This window comes from Frigoribacterium sp. Leaf44 (genome assembly GCF_001421865.1).
Taxonomy (GTDB): Bacteria; Actinomycetota; Actinomycetes; order Actinomycetales; family Microbacteriaceae; genus Frigoribacterium.
The window spans coordinates 12,812-31,352 of sequence record NZ_LMLG01000001.1 but is presented as its reverse complement, the minus strand read 5'-3'; the positions used below and the strand labels follow the sequence as shown (position 1 = coordinate 31,352).

The window sequence follows — 18,541 nt, the reverse complement described above, 5'->3', positions numbered from 1 at the left end:
CCCGCGCCTCCGTCGTCCGGTTTCCGGGCAGCCTCGAGCGGTTCGCGGACCCTTGACCTGTCTTGCACCGCAAGGTAGCTTGTGACGCATGACAGCGGACGGAGGGGCGCAACTGCGCAAGGGCGTCGTCGAGTACTGCATCCTCGGATTGCTCGACCGTGAGCCCATGTACGGCTGGCAGCTCTCCGAACAGCTCGTCGAGGCCGGTCTCGCCGCCAGCATCGGCACGCTGTACCCCGTCCTCGGCCGCCTCCGGGCCCAAGGCCTCGCCACCGCCTTCGACCAGCCGTCCGCGACGGGCCCCGTCCGCAAGTACTACCGACTCACTCCCCTCGGACGCGCCCAGCTCAGCGCTTTCCGGCTCCAGTGGGCCCCGTTCACCGCCTCGGTCCACCGACTCATCGGAGAAGACACCCGTGACTGACACCACGCCCGGGATCACCACCGCCTACCTCGCTCAGCTCGACGCCGAGCTCGCACAGCTCCCGGCGGACCTCCACCGGGACATCGTCACCGGCGTGACGGAGGAACTCCGGGGTCTCGACGCGGAAGCCGCGGCCGCTCGCATCCGGCAACTCGGCGACCCGGCCTTCATCGCGGCCGAAGCACGCGCCGAGACCGCCACCGGGGTTCCCCTCGTCAGCCAGGACGCGCCTCCTCCCGGCCGCACCTTCTCGATCGTCGCGGCGGTCGTCCTGATCGCCGGCTCACTCCTGGTGCCGGTCGTCGGCGCACTCGCCGGCCTCGTCTTCGTCAGCCAGGCCCAGGCCTGGACACGACGGGAGAAGGCAGCCGCCTGGCTCGCCTCCGCGGGCGTCGCCCTCCTCGCCGTCGCGGCCGCGACGGTGATGGCCTCGGCGGGACTCGGCGGCACCCACCTCGTCGTCCTGGTCGGCTACCTCGTGTTCCCCGTGGTCGGCATCGTCCTGGCCGTCCGAGCGCGGCGCCGGGGCTGGCGCGCCTGAGGCCCAGCCCCGCACCTCACGGAACGACCTCCGCCCGTCGCGCCCCTCGGCCGGTCCCTACCGGCCGCGGGGAAGACGCTCGTCGAGCAGCGTCGCCAGCCGTTCGAGGTCACCGCGCACGAGGCGGGCATCGGCTTCGACGTCCGCCTCCGACATGCCGTCCCGGCGGAAGAGGGTGAACACGGCCTCGCTTCCCTGGTCGTTGGCCACGACGCGGAAAGGGTTGTTCACGACCGTTCCGTCCGGCAGGATCACGTCGTGATCGAGGATGCCCAGTTCCACCGGCCCGGTGAACGTGACCTCGACGACCCCCATGGGTGAGTCCGTGAGCCACCGCCCCTCTTCCTGACGGATGCCGGCGCTCAGACCCGCCGCCCACGAGGGGAGGTTCGCCGGGTCGCCGGCGACGCTCGAGACGGCGGCGACGTCGTGGTCGAACGCACGCGAGATGTGGAGGACGGGCCAGGTCATGCAGGGAAGCTAGCAGCGGTCCCCTCGACGAACCACCATCACGACGCCGCGTCAGGGCCGGCGGACTCGTCACAGGCGAACGGAGAGCACGGTCGGTAATCTCGGTCCATGAAGCGCCTCCCAGATCCTTCGTCCGACTGCCACAGTCCGGGCGCCCGGAAGACCCCGGGCACCTCCCGGCCGATCGCCCTCCCCGCCCGATGAACGGCGACCTGCTCCTCAACATCGTCCTCGTCGTCGTCTTCGTCCTGGTCGGCGGTGTCTTCGCCGCCACCGAGATGGCGCTCGTCACCCTCCGCGAGAGCCAGGTCAACGCGATCGCAGCCCGCGGCAAGCGCGGCGAGAAGGTCGCGGGCCTCGCCCGCGACCCGAACATGTTCCTCGCCGCCGTGCAGATCGGCGTCACCGTCGCCGGCTTCGCCTCCGCCGCCTACGGCGCCTCCTCCATCGCGCCGTCCGTGACGCCCGTGCTCGTCGGGTTCGGGCTCGGCGAACAGGCCGCCTCCACGGTCGCGACCATCGTCCTGACCCTTCTCATCGCCTACCTCTCGCTCGTGCTGGGCGAGCTGGCTCCCAAGCGGCTCGCGATCCAGCGGAACGCCTCCTTCGCCTACGCCGTCGCCCCCGTCCTCGCGGTCTTCGCCGTCCTCATGCGGCCTGTCATCTGGCTCCTGTCGATCAGCACGAACCTCGTGGTCCGTCTGCTCGGCGGCGATCCGCACAAGACGGGCGAGGAGATGACCGAAGAGGAGCTGCGCGACATCGTCTCCAGCCACGAGGGCCTCCCCGAGGACGAACGCCGGATCCTCGACGACGTGCTCTCCCTCCGGCACCGCCAGCTCAGCCAGGTCATGCGCCCTCGCCCCGAGGTCACGGCCGTCGACGGCACCGGGAGCGTCAGCGACGCCGCCCGCGAAGTCCACGACCAGCCGTATTCGCGCTACCCGGTCATCGACCGGTCCATCGACGACATCATCGGCTTCGTGCACGTGCGCGACCTGTTCGAGGCGATCACGAGGGACCCGGCGACGCCGGTCCGCGACATCGTGCGGACGATCTCGTACCTGCCGGCCACGGCGCGCGTCCTCCCGACGCTGACCTCGATGCGGGCGGACGGCCACCACATCGCCGTCATCGTCGACGAGTACGGCGGAACAGACGGCATCGTCACCCTCGAGGACCTCGTCGAGGAGGTGGTGGGCGAGATCTTCGACGAGTACGACACGGAGTTCGCCGCCGCCGACCTCGAGGCCGGCGGCGGGATCGTGGACGGCCGTCTGAACTTCCAGGACTTCGAGGAGGCGACGGGCATCCACCTGCCCGAGAGCGCCTCCGACACCGTCGCCGGCTACGTCATCGAGACCCTCGGGCGCCTGGCGGTCGTGGGCGACGTCGTCGAGATCGACGGCGCCCGCCTGCAGGTGACCGAGATGGACCGTCGCCGCATCTCCGAGCTGCTCGTCATCCCCGACGTCGACGAGACACCCGCGGACGAGGCGGGCACCCCGGACACCGCGCGGCCCCTAACCTGACGGCATGGGGATTCAGAAGAAAGCGTCGACCACTCTCGTCGCACTGGCGGCCGTCGGGGCTCTGCTGACCGGTTGCGCGTCGACCGCACCGGTGACCGAGACGCCACCTGGAGCAGCGGGCGCGACGTCCGCCGCTCCGGCGAGCGACGGTACCGAGAAGTGGCCGACAGGCGCCGACGGCGACACCCCGTCGTGCCGAGACGCCTCGTCGGCCGTCCTGACGACCGTCAACGAATCGATCCTCGACACCGCCTCCGCGAACGGCACCGTCGTGTCCGCGCTGCCCTGGCTGAGCGCCCACCCCGACCCGGACCTCGGGAAATGGACCCTCACCGGCCTGGTCGAGACCGCCCAAGGCACCGAGGGCGGTTACTTCGTCGTCTTCGCCACAGCTGACGATCCCACCTCACCTGCGTTCGACGGGGCGGTCTTCGCACTGGGTGCCGCAACCGGGGTGACGAACCTTCCGCCTCTCGAGCCGGCCTACGTGGGGCCGACGGACATGGACGACGTGCCACCCGCCGCACTCAGCTGCGGGACGCAACGCGCACAGAACCCCTGAGCCTCACCAGGCCAGGGCCGTCAGGGAAAGACGCACGTCAGGCCCGTGCGAGGGCGGGGGCGAAGGTCGCCACGACGACGGTGACGTCGTCGGCCTGTTCGTCGTCGCCGACGAGTTCGGCGACCCTCTGCACGATCTCACTCGAGTCACCGGTCGAGATGAGCAGGAGTTGGAAGGCACTGAAAGCCAGCAGTTCGTCCGGGAAGAGGTCGAGGACCCCGTCGCTGATGCAGACGATCGTGTCTCCTGGCTGCAACTGGTCGGTGTGGGAGACCCAGTGATCCCCGAGGCCGACGGGCAGATCCGACGATCGCAGCCGCTCCACGAGACCGGTGGCCCGCCGGATGAGCGCCAGGCCGTGCCCACCGTCGGCCCACCGGACCTCGCCCGACGGGGTGATGCGCGCGTGGAAACAGGTCGTGAACTGGATGTCCACATCGCTGTCACCGCTCGCGAGACCGGTCGTGGCACGACGCAGCGCCACGGCGGGGTCGAGGTCGTCCGACGAACTCCGGATGACGGAACGCACGGCCGCCGCGATCATCCCGGCCCCCACTCCCTTGCCCATGACATCCCCCACGGTCAGGGCGATGCCGTCCGGAGTCGGATACCAGTCGTAGAAATCTCCCCCGACGGTCCGCGCCGGGATGCACGTCCCTCGAACGGCGAACATGTCCGGGAGAAGGCTCGTCTTCGGAGGCAGGAGTGACTGTTGGATGGTGGCGGCCTTGTCGATCTCGCGTTCGACGGCGTGCTGCTGCGCACGAGAGAGTTCGACCCTGCGACTGGCCTGGCGTGCGAGCTCGTTGATGGCGAGTCCGACGGTGGCGTAGATGGCCAACGAGAACACGATGCGGATGAACTCGCTGGGCGCGCGACCACCGGGGTCGATGACGAACGGCAGCAGGAAGGTCACGGCCGATCCGACGAGCAGCCACACGATGTTCGACCGGCCTGCCCAGACGGCTATCCAGACGATGGGCAGCAGGATGATCGGCACGAAGACGGACCGGCTGTCACCCGTCCCGTATCGCAGCAACCCCACCGCCACGAAGTCGGCTGCCGGGATGACGATCTCCCACGCGAGCAGTCGAGGACGCCACGAGGCGGCTGCGGCGAAGGCGACACCGAACAGAGCAGCCGAGACCCCGGCCCACATCGTCGGTGCGTCGGTGACCGGCAGCCACGGGATGACCGTGCTCACGAGAGCGGCCATCAGGACGAAGAAGAAGACGAAGCCCTGCTTGAGCACCGGGACGTGCCGTCGTGAGCCGGCGGACATGACTCGCCCGAGAAGACCCGAGTCCCCCCAGACGCTGGGGCGCAGCGTGTCGTCGCTCACCTGATTGACGCTCATCGAAGAAGGTTAGAACGGCCGCCCCCCGCCTGGGGAGAACGGGGCACCCCAGAACGCGGGTCAGCCCGAGAGGGTGGGCAGCTCGACGGTGACCCGGAGGCCGCCGCTGACCCGGGGCCGCACGTCGAGCGTCCCGTCATGGGCGCGCACGATGGCGTCGACGATCGCCAGGCCGAGCCCGGAGCCCTGGTGGTCGCCCCGCACGCGGGCATCGCCTCGCTGGAACGGCTCGATGAGCGTCGCCACGAGCTCCGGGGGCACGACCGGCCCCGAGTTCTCCACGATGAGGACGACCCCGGCACCGTGCGGGGCCGCGGCGACCGAGACCCACGCCGCCCGTCGACGGACCCCGGGGCCGACCTCGGACGCCGGCTCCGGAACCCCTGGCGACTCCGCCTCCCCCGAGCGCGACCCCGGCACCGCGACGTTGTGGACGATGCCGTTGTGCACGAGGTTCGTGACCACCTGACGCAGCAGGGCGGGCGACCCGGCCGTCGGCGCCACCTCGCCCTCGACCTCGAGGGCCACTCCCCGGTCGTCGGCGAGAGGCGCGAGCAGCTCCACCGCCTCGTCCGCGAGCAGCGACAGGTCGACGGGCGACCGGTCGAACGACCGCTGGTCGGCCCGGCTCAACACCAGCAGCGCCTCGGTCAGGTCGATCGCCCGGTCGTTGACCTCGCGCAGTCGACCCGTGAGCACCCGAGCGTCCCCGCCCGGGTCGTCGTGCGCGACCTCGAGCAGGGTCCGCGAGATGGCGAGGGGCGTGCGCAACTCGTGCGAGGCGTTCGCCGCGAACCGGCGTTGCGCCGAGACATGGGCCTCGAGTCGCTCGAGCATCGTGTCGAACGCGTCGGCGAGCTCGCGGAACTCGTCGTCCCGTCCGGGCAGCGCGATGCGGTGCGACAGCGACCCCTCGGCCGCCCGCCGCGCCGCCCCGGTCATCCGGTCGAGCGGTGCGAGCAGGCGCCCCGCGAGCAGCCAGCCGCCCAGCAGCCCCACCCCGAGCAGCACGACCAGTACACCCACGGCCCGCGGCAGGAACGCCCGCATCAGGTCGCCCCGGTTCGGTACGAACCCCGCCGCGACGCCTGACAGCGACTCCTGTGGGACGTAGCGCAACAGGAACAGCCACACCACGCCGAGCAGCAGCACGCCGGTCACGACGACGACCGCGGCATAGCTGAGGGTCAGACGCAGGCGGACGCTGGGGCCACGCGTCCTACCCACGACCCCGCGCCTCCTCGACGGGGTCGACGCCGACGGAAGCGACACCGACGGGAGCGATGTCGACCGGGCCGGCCTCGATGCGGTAGCCGACGCCGGGCACGGTCGCGATCACCCAGGGCTCGCCGAGTCGTTTGCGCAGCGCCGAGACCGTGATGCGGACTGCGTTCGTGAACGGGTCGGCGTTCTCGTCCCAGGCCCGCTCGAGCAGCTGTTCGGCGCTGACCACACCGCCACCCGCGCCGACGAGCACCTCGAGCACGGCGAACTGCTTGCGGGTGAGCGCCACGTAGCGACCGTCACGGTGCACCTCGCGGCGGAACGGGTCGACGCGCAGGCCCGCGAGTTCGGTGACCGGCGGCCGGTGGTGCGCCCGACGTCGGTCAAGGGCGCGCAGCCGGAGCACCAGTTCGCGCAGCTCGAACGGCTTGGTGAGGTAGTCGTCCGCGCCCGCCTCGAAGCCCGAGGCCTTGTCGTCGAGACGGTCGGCGGCCGTCAGCATGAGGATCGGCGTGCCGCTGCCGGTCGCGACGAGGTGCTCGGCGATCTCGTCGCCCGAGGGCCCGGGCACGTCCCGGTCGAGCACGGCGACGTCGTACTCGTTGACGCTCAGCAGTTCGAGTGCGGTGTCGCCGTCGCCCGCGACGTCGGACGCGATGGCCGCGAGACGGAGTCCGTCGCGGATGGCCTCGGCCAACAGGGGCTCGTCCTCGACGATCAGCACACGCACGTCCCGATGCTACGAGCCGGGCCGTATCGTCCACGTATCGAGAAACTCATACGGGCCGGCAACGGCGGATCTCGTCGACTGGGGGCATGCGAAACCTCGACACGTCGCCCTCCACACGTCCCGTCCCCGCCCGGCACCGACGACGCCCCGCCGTCGTCCTGGCCGTCGTCGCCGGCGCGATCGCGTTCTCGCTCGTCGTCCTGCTGGCCGTGGCCGTCGCGGTCTCCCGCGCCGCGACGGTGGACGGACCAGGAGGCGCGGGCCGGCTCCTCGGGACCGCCGCGGTCGGTGCCGCCCTCGGTCGCGACGAGGCGACGGGCGAGGCGGGCGGCGTCGTCCCGCCCGGGACCTCGCCGTTCGACGAGGACGTGCCGGCCGTCTCGGGACTCGACCCGCGCCTCCTCGACGCCCTGCAGCACGCCACGACGGACGCGACCGCCGCCGGCGTCGTGGTCGTCGTGAACGGCGGCTGGCGGTCGGCGGCCTACCAGGAGCAGTTGCTGGACGAGGCGGTGGTCCAGTACGGCTCGCGCACCGAGGCGGCCCGCTGGGTGGCGACCCCCGAGACGTCGGCCCACGTGCACGGCGACGCGGTCGACGTCGGCTCGTGGGACGCGACGTCGTGGCTCTCGGGGAACGGGGCCGCGTACGGCCTCTGCCAGATCTACGAGAACGAGTCGTGGCACTACGAGCTGCGCCCCGAGGCCGCCGACCAGGGGTGCCCGCCCATGTTCCGCGACCCGACCGAGGACCCGCGGATGAATCCGTAGGCGGTCGGGCCGCGCGCGCGTCAGCGGGCGGCGAGCGCCTCGACCGGGGTGACCGACGTGGCCCGGCGGGCCGGGACGAGGGCGGCGACCCCGGCCAGCACGGCCGCCGTCACGGCGAGACCGAGCAGCAGCGGCACGGGCAGCGTCGGCGCGATGAGCAGACCCTGGTTCGCGGAACCGAGCAGCGCCTGGGCACCGGCCCAGCCGTAGACGACGCCGAGCACGACCCCGACGACGATCGCCGTCAGCGCCATCTGCGTCGCCTCGAGCAGGATCATGCGGCGCACCTGACCCGCGGTCGAGCCGATCGCGCGCAGGAGGCCCAGCTCGCGCCTCCGTTGCAGGACGCTCAGCGACATGTCGTTCACCATGCCGACGGCGGCGATCACGGCCGAGAAGCCGACGAGGGCGGCGACGATCAGCAACGTCGTGGTGAACACCTGGTCGAGCTCGGCGGCGTACGACGGGTCCTGCTCGATCGAGTAGATGAAGGAGCGCAGCGTCTCGAGCGCGACCGACAGGGTCGTGACGAGGGTCACGCCGATCACGATGCCGATCGTGGCCCGGGTGCTGCGCTCGGGCTGACGGAGGGCGTTCTCGGCGGCGAGGCGGGCCACCTGACTCGTGCCGAACGTCCGGCCGACGGCGCTCAGCACGGCGGGCATGAGCGCGTGGGCGCCGACGACGACACCGGTGAACGACAGCACGCCCCCGGAGAACGCGATCAGCACGCCCATCGCGTCGACCAGTCCGACCACGACCCCGGCGACGAGCAGCAGACCACCGCCGACGACGAGCAGGGCGGCGAACACGGTCCGCACGACGCGGCGGGACCGGGCCGAGACGGGCGCGTCCTGCGCGGCGTCGGTCGCCTGCAGCGGCGTCACCTGCAGCACGCGGCGCGAACCGACCCAGGCCGCGGCGACCGTGGTCAGCACAACCGCGACGGCCGGGACGAGGCCGCCCACCGAGACGTACGAGTACGCGAGGTCGGGCAGGTCGCCACGCCCCACGAGCACCCGCACGGCGACGACGACGAGCGCGAGGCCGGCGAGCGTCCCCAGCACGGCGCCGGCGACGCCGACCACGAGCCCCTCACGGGCGACGGCGCGACGCTGGTCGCGCGCCGACGAGCCGAGCAGGCGCATCAGGGCGATGGTGGGCGTGCGGCCGGCGACCACGGTGGTGAAGGTGTTGGCCGTGACGATCGCGCCGACGTAGAGCGCGAGGCCCACGAAGACCGCGGCGACGAAGCCGAGCATGGTCGAGACCGTGCCGCTCGCGGCGACCGCGGGGTCGGAGGCGACGATCTGCTCGAGCACGTGGGTGACGCCGAGCAGCCCGACGCCGAACGTCGTGCCGAGACCGGCCACGAGGATGCTCGGACGGTGCTCGCGCAGCTGGTCCCGGGCGCTCACGCGACACGCTCCAGGTCGAGCATGACGCCCGAGATCTCGGCGGCGGTGCTGCGGTCGATCTCGTGCACGATGCGGCCGTCCGCGAGGAACACCACGCGGTCGGCGTAGCTCGCCGCGACCGGGTCGTGGGTCACCATCGCGATGCTCTGACCGTGGTCGGTCGACGCGGTGCGCAGCACGTCGAGCACGTCGCGGCCGGCCTTCGAGTCGAGGTTGCCGGTGGGCTCGTCGGCGAAGATCAGGTCGGGCCGGGTGGCGAGGGCGCGGGCGATCGCGACGCGCTGCTGTTGCCCGCCCGAGAGCTGGTGGGGGCGGTGGGTCAGCCGGGCGCCGAGGCCGAGCGTGGCGACGAGCCAGTCGATCCAGGCCCGCTCGTCGGCGGTGGCGCGGCGCCCGTCGAGTCGGAACGGCAGCTCGATGTTGGCCGACACATCGAGGGTCGGCACGAGGTTGAACGCCTGGAAGACGAAGCCGATGCGACGGCGGCGCAGCAGGGTCAGCTGGGTGTCGTCGAGCCCGGTGATGTCGGTGTCGCCGAGCAGCACCTGCCCCGAGGTGGCCGAGTCGAGGCCGGCGGTGATGTGCATCAAGGTCGACTTGCCCGATCCACTCGGGCCCATGACGGCGGTGAACTGCCCGGCCGGCAGGTCGAGCGAGACGTCGCGCAGCGCGTCGACGCGACCGTCGCCCTGGCCGAAGGACTTCGTGACGTTCCGGACGCGGGCGACGGGGCCCGCGCCTCCTCGGCTCGGGTCGGCGGGACCGCGGGATGTGACGGGCTGGGGCTGGTGGGAGGGGGTCATCGTGGTCTTCCTGTGCGGGTCGTGGGGGGTGTGGCGAGGGTCAGTGGCGCAGCGTCGAGTTGACGTCGTCGCCGGGCACCGCGTCGACGGTCGTCCAGCTGGCCCAGCGTCCGTCGACCTGGGCGACGACGCGGCCGTCGCCGCAGCTGACGAGCCCCGAGGTCGGCAGGGGCTCGGGCAGCGTCGTCGGCTCGAGGGCGGGGCCGCCGAGGTCGCCGTCGACGGGCGTGCACCCCGCGAGGTCGGGGCCGGTCGCGGAGGTGAACGAGAGCTCGTAGCCGGGCTCCTGCGTGTCGAGGCGCACGTCGACGTCGCGGGCGTCGGCGGGCACCCACTCGGGCAGGAACCAGGCGACGTCGGTCGAGTCGGCCGAGTTCGGCGCGTCGGCCGCGGTGTCGAAGTGGCGCTCCTGCACCTGTTCGGCGCCGAGCGCGCTCTTCGCGGCGTCGGCCATGCCCGAGCAGCCGGTGAGCGTGACGGCGGCGAGCGCCGCGAGGCCGAGACCGGCGGCGAGGGCGCCGCGGCGGCGGGTGGTGGTGGACGAGGAGGCGCGGGTCGCGGAGGTCGAGTCGTTCATGTCTACGATCCTCGCCGCGGGGCCCGGTACCGGAACATCACGTGCACCCACGGACCCGCGCGGGGGTTATCCCCCGGTGGTGGCGGCTCCGTCCACGGCGGGACGCGGTCGTACCGGTCGGTGTCGTAGGGTCGAGAGCGGGCCCGGCACGCAGACGTCCGGGCGGACGACGGAGGGGAGCACTCCCCTCCGGGAACGAGGGGGACATCGTGACCGACCACCGAGGCCTCGGCCAGGGCGACACCGGCGCCGGGGCAGCCCCGGTCGAACCACGGATCGCCCTCACGGCGACCCCGTTCGTCACCGCGATCGCGCTGTCGCCCATCATCACGATGGGCCTCGTGGTGGTGACCATGCGACGCGCTCTCGAACTGGCGATCCCGGGCCGGACGGGTGTCGACGCCGGCGACCTGGGCGTCGTGCAGATCGCCTCGCTCGTGCTCTGGCTCGGGATCGTGCTGCTCGCCTGGCTCGACCACCGCACGCTGCGCGACCGCGGACTCGAGCGGCCGTTCCCCTGGGCGTGGGCCCTGCTCGGGCCCCTCGTCTACCTGATCGGGCGCAGCGTCGTCGTCCGCCGCCGTGCCGGCGGCAGTGCCGCGCCTCTCTGGCTCTACCTCGGATTGACCGTTCTCGGATTCGCCGTCGCCATGATCGTCGTCGTGTCGTCGGGGGTGCCGACACCGTGAGCATCGTGGACGTCAGCACCGTCGTCGTCGTCTCCCTGATCGTCGCCGTCGGAATCGTGGCCGCCGTCGGCGTCGTGCGGCGCGGGCGACGTGACCGGGCGATCGCCGCCCGCCTCGACGCCACCGACCCCGGGGCCGGTGTCCGCGCCCGGGCCGAGTCCGAGCGCCGGCACGAAGGGCCCCGCGGCGAAGCGGCCGGCATGTCCCGCTCGGCCGGCGGCAAGAACTCGGCCTGACCCGCGCCGAGCTGGGAACACGATCGCCGACGGAGGCGTAGCGTCACACGGGTCGAAGGCGTTTTCTTGCGTCTTCATTGGCCGGTGTTGCTTGCATCCCTGCCCGTGAAGCTCATGCGACAACATCGGCATCTGGGGCACGGCTGCGGACTCTTCCGCGGCCGTGCCCCTCTCTCGTGCCCGACCGCGCAGCTGCGAGCGCTCGCCGGCTGATCCGCGATCCCCTCCGCGTGAGGGAGGCAGGCCCGAGACCCCAGAAAGTCGCCGAGACCCTTCCGCGCGCACGGGTGTCTCGGCGAGTTACCGGGGTCTCGCGAGCACGCGAGGAGGCGCGGTGCGAAACCTGCTCACACCGCGCCTCCTCGGGTCGTCGCCTACCGGTAGACGCGCACGTAGTCGACCTTCATCTGCTGCGGCAGCTGGGTGCTGCCGTCGGGGTAGCCGGGCCAGGCACCCCCGACGGCCACGTTGAGGATGAGGAAGAACGGCTTGTCGAAGACCCACGGGTCGCCGCCCGTGCTGGCCGGCGTGACCTGGTGGTAGACCTGCCCGTCGACCGACCACGTGATCGAGCCGGGGGCCCAGTCGACCGCGAAGGTGTGGAAGTCGTCGGCGATCGACCAGCCCTGAGGGTGCTGCCACGTGCTGGTCAGGCCCTCGCCGCCCGAGTAGCCGGGGCCGTGCACGGTGCCGTGCACGCGGTGCGGTTCGAAGCCGACGTTCTCCATGACGTCGATCTCGCCCGCGCTCGGCCAGGCGTTCGTGGGCAGGTCGGCACCGAGCATCCAGAAGGCCGGCCAGATGCCCTGGCCGCGCGGGATCTGGATGCGCGCCTCGACCCGCCCGTACTGCGCCGTGTACTTGTTCTGCGTGGTCAGCCGGGCGGAGGTGTACGACCCGTCACCCTCGCGCTTCGCCGTGATCACGAGGTTGCCGTTGCCGTCCAGAGCCGAGTTCGACCGCGAGTTCGTGTAGTTCTGCAGTTCGCCGTTGCCCCAGCCGCCCCCTCCGGTCTCGAGGTTCCAGACCGAGGGGTCGGGCGCGCTGCCGGCGCCGCCGTCGAACTCCTGGGACCAGACGATCGCCTGCTGGGCGGAGGTCTCGGCCGAGGCCGGGGCGGGCGCGGCGGCGACCGTGGTCGCGGCGAGCGCGGCGGCGGCGGCCAGGCCCACGCCGGTCAGGGTGCGACGTGTCGGTGCGCGTCGCGTCAGGTGCTGGTGGATCCTCATCATGTCTCCGCTCGTCGTCGTGCGTCGTTTCGTGTCCGTGCGTCGTTTCGTGTCCGTGCGTCCGTTCGTGTCGTCAGGGCGTGCGGTCACGGGTAGGTCACCACCCGGCTCGGGACGGTGTTGCCCGCGGGCGTCGGCACCGAGTCGCCGACGCCGTTGATGACGCTCGAGATCGTGCCGACGTCGCCGAGCGAGACCGTGAAGACCCCGTGGGCCTTCACGCCCGACGCCCGGGGCACCTCGAAGGCCTGCGCCAGGCGCACCTGCGGGTTGGCGTTGAAGAACGAGTACACGCCGCCACCCCAGATCTCGTGGCTGGTCACGCCGTCCGCGACCTTGTACGCCGCCCAGCCCTCGCCGGTCGGGCTCTGCCACGAGGCGTTGTCGGGCACGTCGTACGGCAGCTCGTTCTGGAAGAAGACCGTGCGGCCGCGCTCGCCGTTCCACACCACCTGGTACTGCTGGTAGTGCTCGACGAACAGGCCGGTGGCCAGGACGTCGTCGCCGTTCACCTCGACGCCGGTCGCACCGCGGTTGACCGTCCAGCCCGTGGGAGCGCCGCCGTGGTCGGCACGCCAGGCCCAGATGTGGTCGACGATCGTGTCGTCCGAGTTCACCTGCAGCGTGGTGGTCGCGTTGCCCTGGATGCTCGAGCCGACGCGGAAGTACACGTCCTGCACGCTCTGCGGGTTCGCCGCGTGGTCGACGTGCGAGCCCGTGGTGCCGAGTCGCATCAGCTGGTCGCTGTTCTGCGTGCCGGCGTCGACGACGAGCCCCGAGACGTTCACCCCGGCGACGTCGGCCGTGGTCAGCACCGCGTCGCCGCTGGTCGGGACGAGCGTCGGGAAGCCGATGCCCGTGACGACGGTGTCGGCCCGCGTGACCTCGATCGCCTGGTCGAGCGGGTAGGTGCCCGGCGTGAAGAACAGGTTCAGGCCCTGCGCCAGGGCACCGTTGATCGTCGCGGCCGAGTCGCCCGGGTGCGCGACGAAGAAGTCCCGCATCGGCAGGTCGGTGCCGGGGGTGCCCGGCCAGGTGACCCCGGCCGAGTCCCGCTGCAGCGCGGGGACGAACACGTGGTAGTCCCCCGCGTCGTCGACGTAGAGGTACGGCTTCTCGCGCGTGACCGGGGTCGTGGCGAGGGTCGTGTAGCTCTTCGAGAAGTCGTTCGCGGGCGCGCCCTGCACACCCGAGAAGGTCATGTTCCAGTTGCCGCCCTGCCACGAGCCGAGGGTCGAGTCGCGCGTGTACCACTGCTGCTGCGAACCCGAGCTGACGGTGCCGTCGACCTTGCTGTCGGCGATGTAGCCGCCGGACGAGTAGCCCTGGCCGCCGTCCTGGTTCGACGGCCCCATGGTCAGGTCGCCCTTGATGTGGACGCGACGCATGGGGGCCGCCTGCGACACGGCCCAGCGGTCGACGCCCGACTCGGGCTCGACGGCCAGGTTCTCGACCGACCGCCAGAAGTTCTGGGTCGCGTTCTTCTCGTCGCCGTAGTTCCAGCCCGAGTCGACGTTGACGGCTCCCTGGATCGTGACGTCGTCGGGGTCCTTGCCGAGGCCCTGCAGCGCCGTGTAGAAGCCCAGGTTCGCGAAGACCCGGCCGTAGGTGCCGGGCTCGAACAGGAAGGCGTGGCGCTGGTCGCCGAACTGCGCCGTGGGGTTGCGCAGCTGCGCGCCGAAGGCCGCGTCGATGTCGGCCTGGATCGTCGAGGCCGGCACGCTCGGGTCGTACACGGTCACGTTCGGGCCGAAGTCCGGCCGGTCGCTGGTGGTCACGGCCGGTGCCGACTGCGCGGCGAGCGCGGGCACCACCGCCCCCACGACGCTCGCGGCGACCCCCGCCGCGATCAGAGTCCTCATCCGTCTGTGCATGATCTTCTCGTCTCCGGTGGCGTCTTTGCCACCCGTTCGGACCGTACGCCCGCCTCGACGACGAAACAAGACCCTCCTGTCCAGTACGCGAACGGGGGGCACGGGAAAAGTGCGGAGACTGCAGGAGGCGCGGTGCCGGTCGTGCCGACACCGCGCCTCCTCGGGTCCTCGGGTCCCTCGGTTCAGAGCACCTGGTCGAGGAAGGTCTTCAGCCGGTCGGTGCGCGGGTGGTCGAAGAGCTGGGCCGGCGGCCCGGCCTCGACGACGACGCCGCGGTCCATGAACACGACCTGGTCGGCGGCCTCGCGGGCGAAGCCCATCTCGTGGGTGACCACGACCATGGTCATGCCCGCGCCGGCCAAACCCTTCATCAGGGCGAGCACGCCCTTGACGAGCTCGGGGTCGAGCGCCGACGTGGCCTCGTCGAAGAGCATCACCTCGGGTCCGAGCGCCAGGGCCCTCGCGATGGCGACGCGCTGCTTCTGGCCGCCCGAGAGGGACGCGGGCCGGACGTCGGCCTTCTCGGCTAGCCCGACCTCGGTGAGTCGCTCGAGCGCGACCCGTCGGGCCTCGGCCGCCGACACCCGACGGACCCGGCGCACCGGCAGCACGATGTTGTCGAGCACCGTCCGGTGCGGGAACAGGTTGAAGTGCTGGAACACCATGCCGACCCGACGGCGCAGGGCGTCCTCGGAGCCGTGCAGCACGTCCGTCCCGTCGAGCAGCACCTCGCCGCCCGAGGGCTCCTCGAGGCGGTTGATGCAGCGCAACACCGTCGACTTGCCCGACCCCGAGGGGCCGATGATGCAGGTCGTCGTGCCGGCGGGCACCACGAGGTCGATGCCGTGCAGCACCCGGATGGCGCCGAAGTCCTTGGTCAGGCCCCGGATCTCGAGGTCGCCGGCGGTCGGGACCGAGGGCACGGCAGGAGGCGCGGTGAGGGTGGTCATCGGGGGGCTCCTGACGTGGCGGGGGCGAGGGGTTCGGTGGCGGTGGCCGAGCCGGTGGGGGCGGCCGTGGCGACCGCTCCCGCCGAGGTCGGCGGGGAGGCCGGTGGCACCGTGCCCGACGGGCGCCGCCCGAACGAGCGGCCCTCGCGCAGCCGGCGGTCGATGACGTTGACCAGGTGCGTCAACGGCACCGTGATGATCAGGTAGAACACGCCCGCCAGCACGAGCGGCGAGAGGTTGCCGTTGGTGATGGCCGCGTCCTGCCCGATGCGGAACAGCTCGCGCTGCGACGTGATCAGGCCGAGGAAGTACACGAGCGACGAGTCCTTGACGATCGCGATGAACTGGTTCACCAGCGACGGGAGCACCTGGCGGATGCCCTGCGGGATCACGACGAGCCGCATGGAGTCGCCGTGGCTCATGCCGAGCGCCCGGGACGCCTCGAGCTGGCCGCGGTCGACCGCGAGGATGCCGGCCCGGAAGATCTCGCCGATGTAGGCGCTGGCGATCAGGCTGAGGGCCAGGATGCCCAGCGGGTACGGGTTCCCCCGCGTGAACAGGTTGAACAGCGGCGACAGGCCCGTCCCGATCAGCAGGATGGTGAGGATGGCGGGGAGCCCGCGGAACACGTCGGTGTAGATGCGACTGAGCACGCGCGGCAGGCGATGGCGGCTCGTGCCCATCACCGCGAGCAGCAGCCCGACGACGATGCCGATCGCCGTGGCGCAGAGGGCCAGCAGCAGCGTGTTCCACACCCCGTAGGCGAGCATGTCGGGCAGCGTGCGGAGCATCGCCTCGCCGTCGAAGAAGCTGCGGCCGATGTTGGCCAGCGCGTCGGAGAAGTTCACGGTCGCCCCCTGCTCACTCGCTCGGCTGGAACTCGTCGGGCACGGGCTGGTCCGGGAAGAATTTCTGGTCGATCTCGAGCCAGGTGCCGTCGGCGACGATGTCGGCGACGGCCCCGTCCACGGCCGTCTTCAGCGCGTCGTTGCCCTTCGCGATCGGGAAGCCCACCGGGAACTCGGGCACGGCGACGTTGATCGCGATGGTCTGCGAGCCGTTCGACGCCGCCGCGTACTCCTCGGCCACGGGGAAGTCGAGGAAGTGCGCGTCGATCGTGCCCGAGCCCAGCGCGGCGACGGCGCTGTTGTTGTCGGGGAAGCGCACGAGCTCGGCACCGGTGAAGTTCTCCTGCGCGTAGCTGTCCTGGATCGTGCCCTGGACTATGCCGAGGCGCTTGCCGTCGAGCGAGGACTCGTCGTCGGTGATGCCCGAGCCGTCGGCGGCCAGCACCGAGATGTACCCGATGAAGTAGTGGTCGCTGAAGTCGACGGTCTTCTCGCGTTCCTCGGTGTCGCTGATGGACGCGGCCGCCATGTCGAGCTGCCCGTTGGCGACGGCGGGCAGCAGGGCCGAGAACTCCTGCGTGACGAACTCGGTCTCGAGCCCGAGGCGCTTCGCGACCTCCTTCGCCATCTCGACGTCGAAGCCCTGCAGCTCGCCGTCCTCGGTGTAGGCGTACGGCTTGGTGTCGCCGGTCGTGCCGATCCGCAACGTGCCGGCCGAGACGGTGCCCAGCTCGTTCGAGGCGCCGGCCTCGGAGCCGCCCGACGAGCAGGCGGTCAGGGCGAGGCCGAGGGCGGCGACCGCGGCGAGGGCGGCCGTGAGGCGGGTGGTCGTTCGTCTGGTCATGGTTCTCTCCTGTCAGGGCGGTGCGAGGGGAGTGCGGGGTGGGTTCGGGAGGCGCGGGCCGGGTGGATCAGGACGGCACGGCCAGGCGGTCGACCGTGTCGGTCGCGTCGGTCGTGGCCGCGGTCGGGTGGTCGTCCTCGTCGAGCCAGGACGTGCCGTCGTAGCCGCGGTCGGGGCTCATGAAGTCGATGTCGGTGAACGGTTCCTCGTCGACGGCCAGCTGCGCGAGCAGCTCCCCGATCGCCGGGGCGTGCTTGAAGCCGTGGCCGCTGTCGCCGCCGGCGACCACGACGCGGGTGTCGCCACCGGGGTGGCCGATGACGAACTGCCGGTCGGGCGAGTTCGTCACCATGCAGGCGATCGCCTTGGCAGGGGTCGGGTCGAGCCCCGGGAAGGCCCGGGCCACGGCTGCCGAGAGCAAGCCGTAGTCCGCCGCCGGATGGATGTACCGGTCCACGGTGTCGGCCTCGGCGTCCTCGAAGGCGCCGCCCGAGTCCTCCAGGCCGATCTTGACGGCGTAGCCGTCCCCGTCGGCCCGGTCGGCGCCGTGCCCCCAGAGGGTGGTGCCGTCGGGCAGCTGGCGGATGAACACCGGGAAGGCCGCGAGGTCGAAGTCGCCGCCCGGTGCCGTCGCCTCGGGGGTCGTGCCCTCGAACCAGAAGAGCGGGGTGCGGCGGGCGACGAGGGGATGGTCGACGAACTGCGGGGTCCAGGCACCGAGCGTCACGACCACGCGGGCGGCCCGCAGCACGCGTCCCCCGGCCGTGACCTCGACTCCCCCGTCGACCGGGTCGATCGCCGTCACCCGGGTGTCGGTCAGCACGGTCGCGCCGAGCGACCGGGCCACCTCGACGGCGGCCCGCACGCCCTTCTCGGGGTAGCTGATGCCGGCGGCGGGGTCCCACACGCCGATGTCGTCGGGGCCGAAGCCGGCGTACTGCGGGAACCGCGCGACGAGTTCGTCGTGCTCGAAGACCGTCGACTCGAGCCCGGCCTCGTGGACGGCACGCAGGGTGCCGGCGACGACGTGGCCGTCTCGGGGGCCGACCATGACGCCGCCGGTCTGACGCAGGAGGGTCTGACCGGTGCGCTCGCCGAGGTCGTACCAGAGGTCGCGGGCGCGGGTCGCGATCGGGGCGAGCCCCGGGTGCTCCATGCAGGCGATGCGGAACAGCCGGGTCGCGCCGTGGGTCGAGCCCATCGGGTGGCCGATGCCGAAGCGCTCGACGCCGATCACGCGCCGTCCCCGCTCGGCGAGGCGCCAGAGCGCCTGTGCCCCCCAGGCGCCGAGCCCGACGACGATGACGTCGGCGTCGAGGGACGGGTCGGTGGGTCCTGGTACCGAGGAGGCGGTGGTGGCGTCGTTCATGGCCCCTGTCTATTGCGTCGGCACTTGCGCCCTCAAATACCAAAAAGGGATGATCTGATACCCGCTGCGTATGAGGCGCGACCGACGAGAGGC

The 18,541-nt window shown here is 71.8% G+C and carries 20 protein-coding genes; 7 read left to right on the top strand and 13 right to left on the bottom strand.

Translation table 11 applies throughout. The features are described from left to right. The first annotated feature begins 88 nt into the window (after positions 1-88). Both ASE87_RS00175 and ASE87_RS00170 read left to right on the top strand, forming a co-directional pair. A complete protein-coding gene (locus ASE87_RS00175) occupies positions 89-424 on the top strand; it encodes a PadR family transcriptional regulator (protein ID WP_043593809.1) in 336 nt (111 codons plus the stop codon). Continuing rightward, complete coding sequence (locus ASE87_RS00170; RefSeq protein WP_056224925.1) at positions 417-965, top strand: hypothetical protein; 549 nt, start codon at positions 417-419, stop codon at positions 963-965. The genes ASE87_RS00175 and ASE87_RS00170 overlap by 8 nt, the downstream gene beginning before the upstream one ends. Before the next feature lie 57 nt (positions 966-1,022). Here the strand turns inward: ASE87_RS00170 and ASE87_RS00165 are convergent, their stop codons facing one another. Beyond that, a complete protein-coding gene (locus ASE87_RS00165) occupies positions 1,023-1,436 on the bottom strand; it encodes a hypothetical protein (RefSeq protein WP_056224922.1) in 414 nt (137 codons plus the stop codon). A gap of 200 nt (positions 1,437-1,636) precedes the next feature. Here ASE87_RS00165 and ASE87_RS00160 point away from each other — a divergent pair, with 200 nt between their 5' ends. Both ASE87_RS00160 and ASE87_RS00155 read left to right on the top strand, forming a co-directional pair. After that, on the top strand, positions 1,637-2,968 hold the full coding sequence (locus ASE87_RS00160; RefSeq protein WP_056224918.1) for a hemolysin family protein: 1,332 nt from the start codon (positions 1,637-1,639) through the stop codon (positions 2,966-2,968). A gap of 4 nt (positions 2,969-2,972) precedes the next feature. Beyond that, entirely contained in the window at positions 2,973-3,530 is a 558-nt protein-coding gene (locus ASE87_RS00155; protein ID WP_056224912.1) for a hypothetical protein, read from the top strand. Positions 3,531-3,567: 37 nt separating this feature from the next. Here ASE87_RS00155 and ASE87_RS00150 read toward each other — a convergent pair whose 3' ends face one another. From ASE87_RS00150 to ASE87_RS00140, 3 genes are read right to left on the bottom strand one after another with little or no spacing between them, the layout of a single operon-like run. After that, positions 3,568-4,887, bottom strand: coding sequence for a PP2C family protein-serine/threonine phosphatase (locus ASE87_RS00150; protein WP_082452200.1), 1,320 nt, complete (start codon positions 4,885-4,887; stop codon positions 3,568-3,570). Between the two features lie 60 nt (positions 4,888-4,947). Continuing rightward, complete coding sequence (locus ASE87_RS00145) at positions 4,948-6,114, bottom strand: HAMP domain-containing sensor histidine kinase (protein ID WP_056224904.1); 1,167 nt, start codon at positions 6,112-6,114, stop codon at positions 4,948-4,950. Next, positions 6,107-6,841, bottom strand: a complete 735-nt coding sequence (locus ASE87_RS00140; protein WP_043593802.1) for a response regulator transcription factor — start codon at positions 6,839-6,841, stop codon at positions 6,107-6,109. The genes ASE87_RS00145 and ASE87_RS00140 overlap by 8 nt, the downstream gene beginning before the upstream one ends. 86 nt (positions 6,842-6,927) lie before the next feature. Between ASE87_RS00140 and ASE87_RS00135 the strand changes: the two genes are divergently transcribed. Next, the gene (locus ASE87_RS00135) at positions 6,928-7,611 is read left to right on the top strand and encodes a M15 family metallopeptidase (RefSeq protein ID WP_043593801.1); all 684 of its coding nucleotides are present in this window, start codon (positions 6,928-6,930) and stop codon (positions 7,609-7,611) included. Between the two features lie 20 nt (positions 7,612-7,631). On the opposite strand, the gene ASE87_RS00130 is transcribed toward ASE87_RS00135, so the two are convergent. From ASE87_RS00130 to ASE87_RS00120, 3 genes are read right to left on the bottom strand one after another with little or no spacing between them, the layout of a single operon-like run. Further along, the gene (locus ASE87_RS00130) at positions 7,632-9,029 is read right to left on the bottom strand and encodes an ABC transporter permease (RefSeq protein WP_056224901.1); all 1,398 of its coding nucleotides are present in this window, start codon (positions 9,027-9,029) and stop codon (positions 7,632-7,634) included. Beyond that, positions 9,026-9,832, bottom strand: a complete 807-nt coding sequence (locus tag ASE87_RS00125; RefSeq protein ID WP_082452199.1) for an ABC transporter ATP-binding protein — start codon at positions 9,830-9,832, stop codon at positions 9,026-9,028. The genes ASE87_RS00130 and ASE87_RS00125 overlap by 4 nt, the downstream gene beginning before the upstream one ends. Positions 9,833-9,872: 40 nt before the next feature. After that, a complete protein-coding gene (locus ASE87_RS00120) occupies positions 9,873-10,409 on the bottom strand; it encodes a hypothetical protein (protein ID WP_056224897.1) in 537 nt (178 codons plus the stop codon). A 209-nt stretch (positions 10,410-10,618) separates the two neighbouring features. On the opposite strand from ASE87_RS00120, the gene ASE87_RS00115 reads away from it, so the two are divergent. Both ASE87_RS00115 and ASE87_RS00110 read left to right on the top strand, forming a co-directional pair. After that, complete coding sequence (locus ASE87_RS00115; protein ID WP_052505135.1) at positions 10,619-11,098, top strand: hypothetical protein; 480 nt, start codon at positions 10,619-10,621, stop codon at positions 11,096-11,098. 5 nt (positions 11,099-11,103) lie between these two features. Next, on the top strand, positions 11,104-11,334 hold the full coding sequence (locus tag ASE87_RS00110; protein WP_157489613.1) for a hypothetical protein: 231 nt from the start codon (positions 11,104-11,106) through the stop codon (positions 11,332-11,334). Positions 11,335-11,708: 374 nt separating this feature from the next. On the opposite strand, the gene ASE87_RS00105 is transcribed toward ASE87_RS00110, so the two are convergent. From ASE87_RS00105 to solA, 6 genes are all read right to left on the bottom strand, one after another. Further along, on the bottom strand, positions 11,709-12,566 hold the full coding sequence (locus ASE87_RS00105) for a family 16 glycosylhydrolase (protein WP_235472152.1): 858 nt from the start codon (positions 12,564-12,566) through the stop codon (positions 11,709-11,711). A gap of 83 nt (positions 12,567-12,649) precedes the next feature. Next, entirely contained in the window at positions 12,650-14,425 is a 1,776-nt protein-coding gene (locus ASE87_RS00100) for a hypothetical protein (RefSeq protein ID WP_056224892.1), read from the bottom strand. Between the two features lie 194 nt (positions 14,426-14,619). After that, entirely contained in the window at positions 14,620-15,387 is a 768-nt protein-coding gene (locus tag ASE87_RS00095) for an amino acid ABC transporter ATP-binding protein (protein ID WP_056224884.1), read from the bottom strand. Continuing rightward, positions 15,384-16,178 (bottom strand): amino acid ABC transporter permease, encoded by a 795-nt coding sequence (locus ASE87_RS00090; RefSeq protein ID WP_082452313.1) that lies wholly within the window; start codon positions 16,176-16,178, stop codon positions 15,384-15,386. The genes ASE87_RS00095 and ASE87_RS00090 overlap by 4 nt, the downstream gene beginning before the upstream one ends. Before the next feature lie 70 nt (positions 16,179-16,248). Continuing rightward, positions 16,249-17,079, bottom strand: a complete 831-nt coding sequence (locus ASE87_RS00085; RefSeq protein WP_043593789.1) for an ABC transporter substrate-binding protein — start codon at positions 17,077-17,079, stop codon at positions 16,249-16,251. A gap of 67 nt (positions 17,080-17,146) precedes the next feature. Next, positions 17,147-18,448 (bottom strand): N-methyl-L-tryptophan oxidase, encoded by a 1,302-nt coding sequence (solA, locus tag ASE87_RS00080; protein WP_082452198.1) that lies wholly within the window; start codon positions 18,446-18,448, stop codon positions 17,147-17,149. Positions 18,449-18,541: the final 93 nt, after the last annotated feature.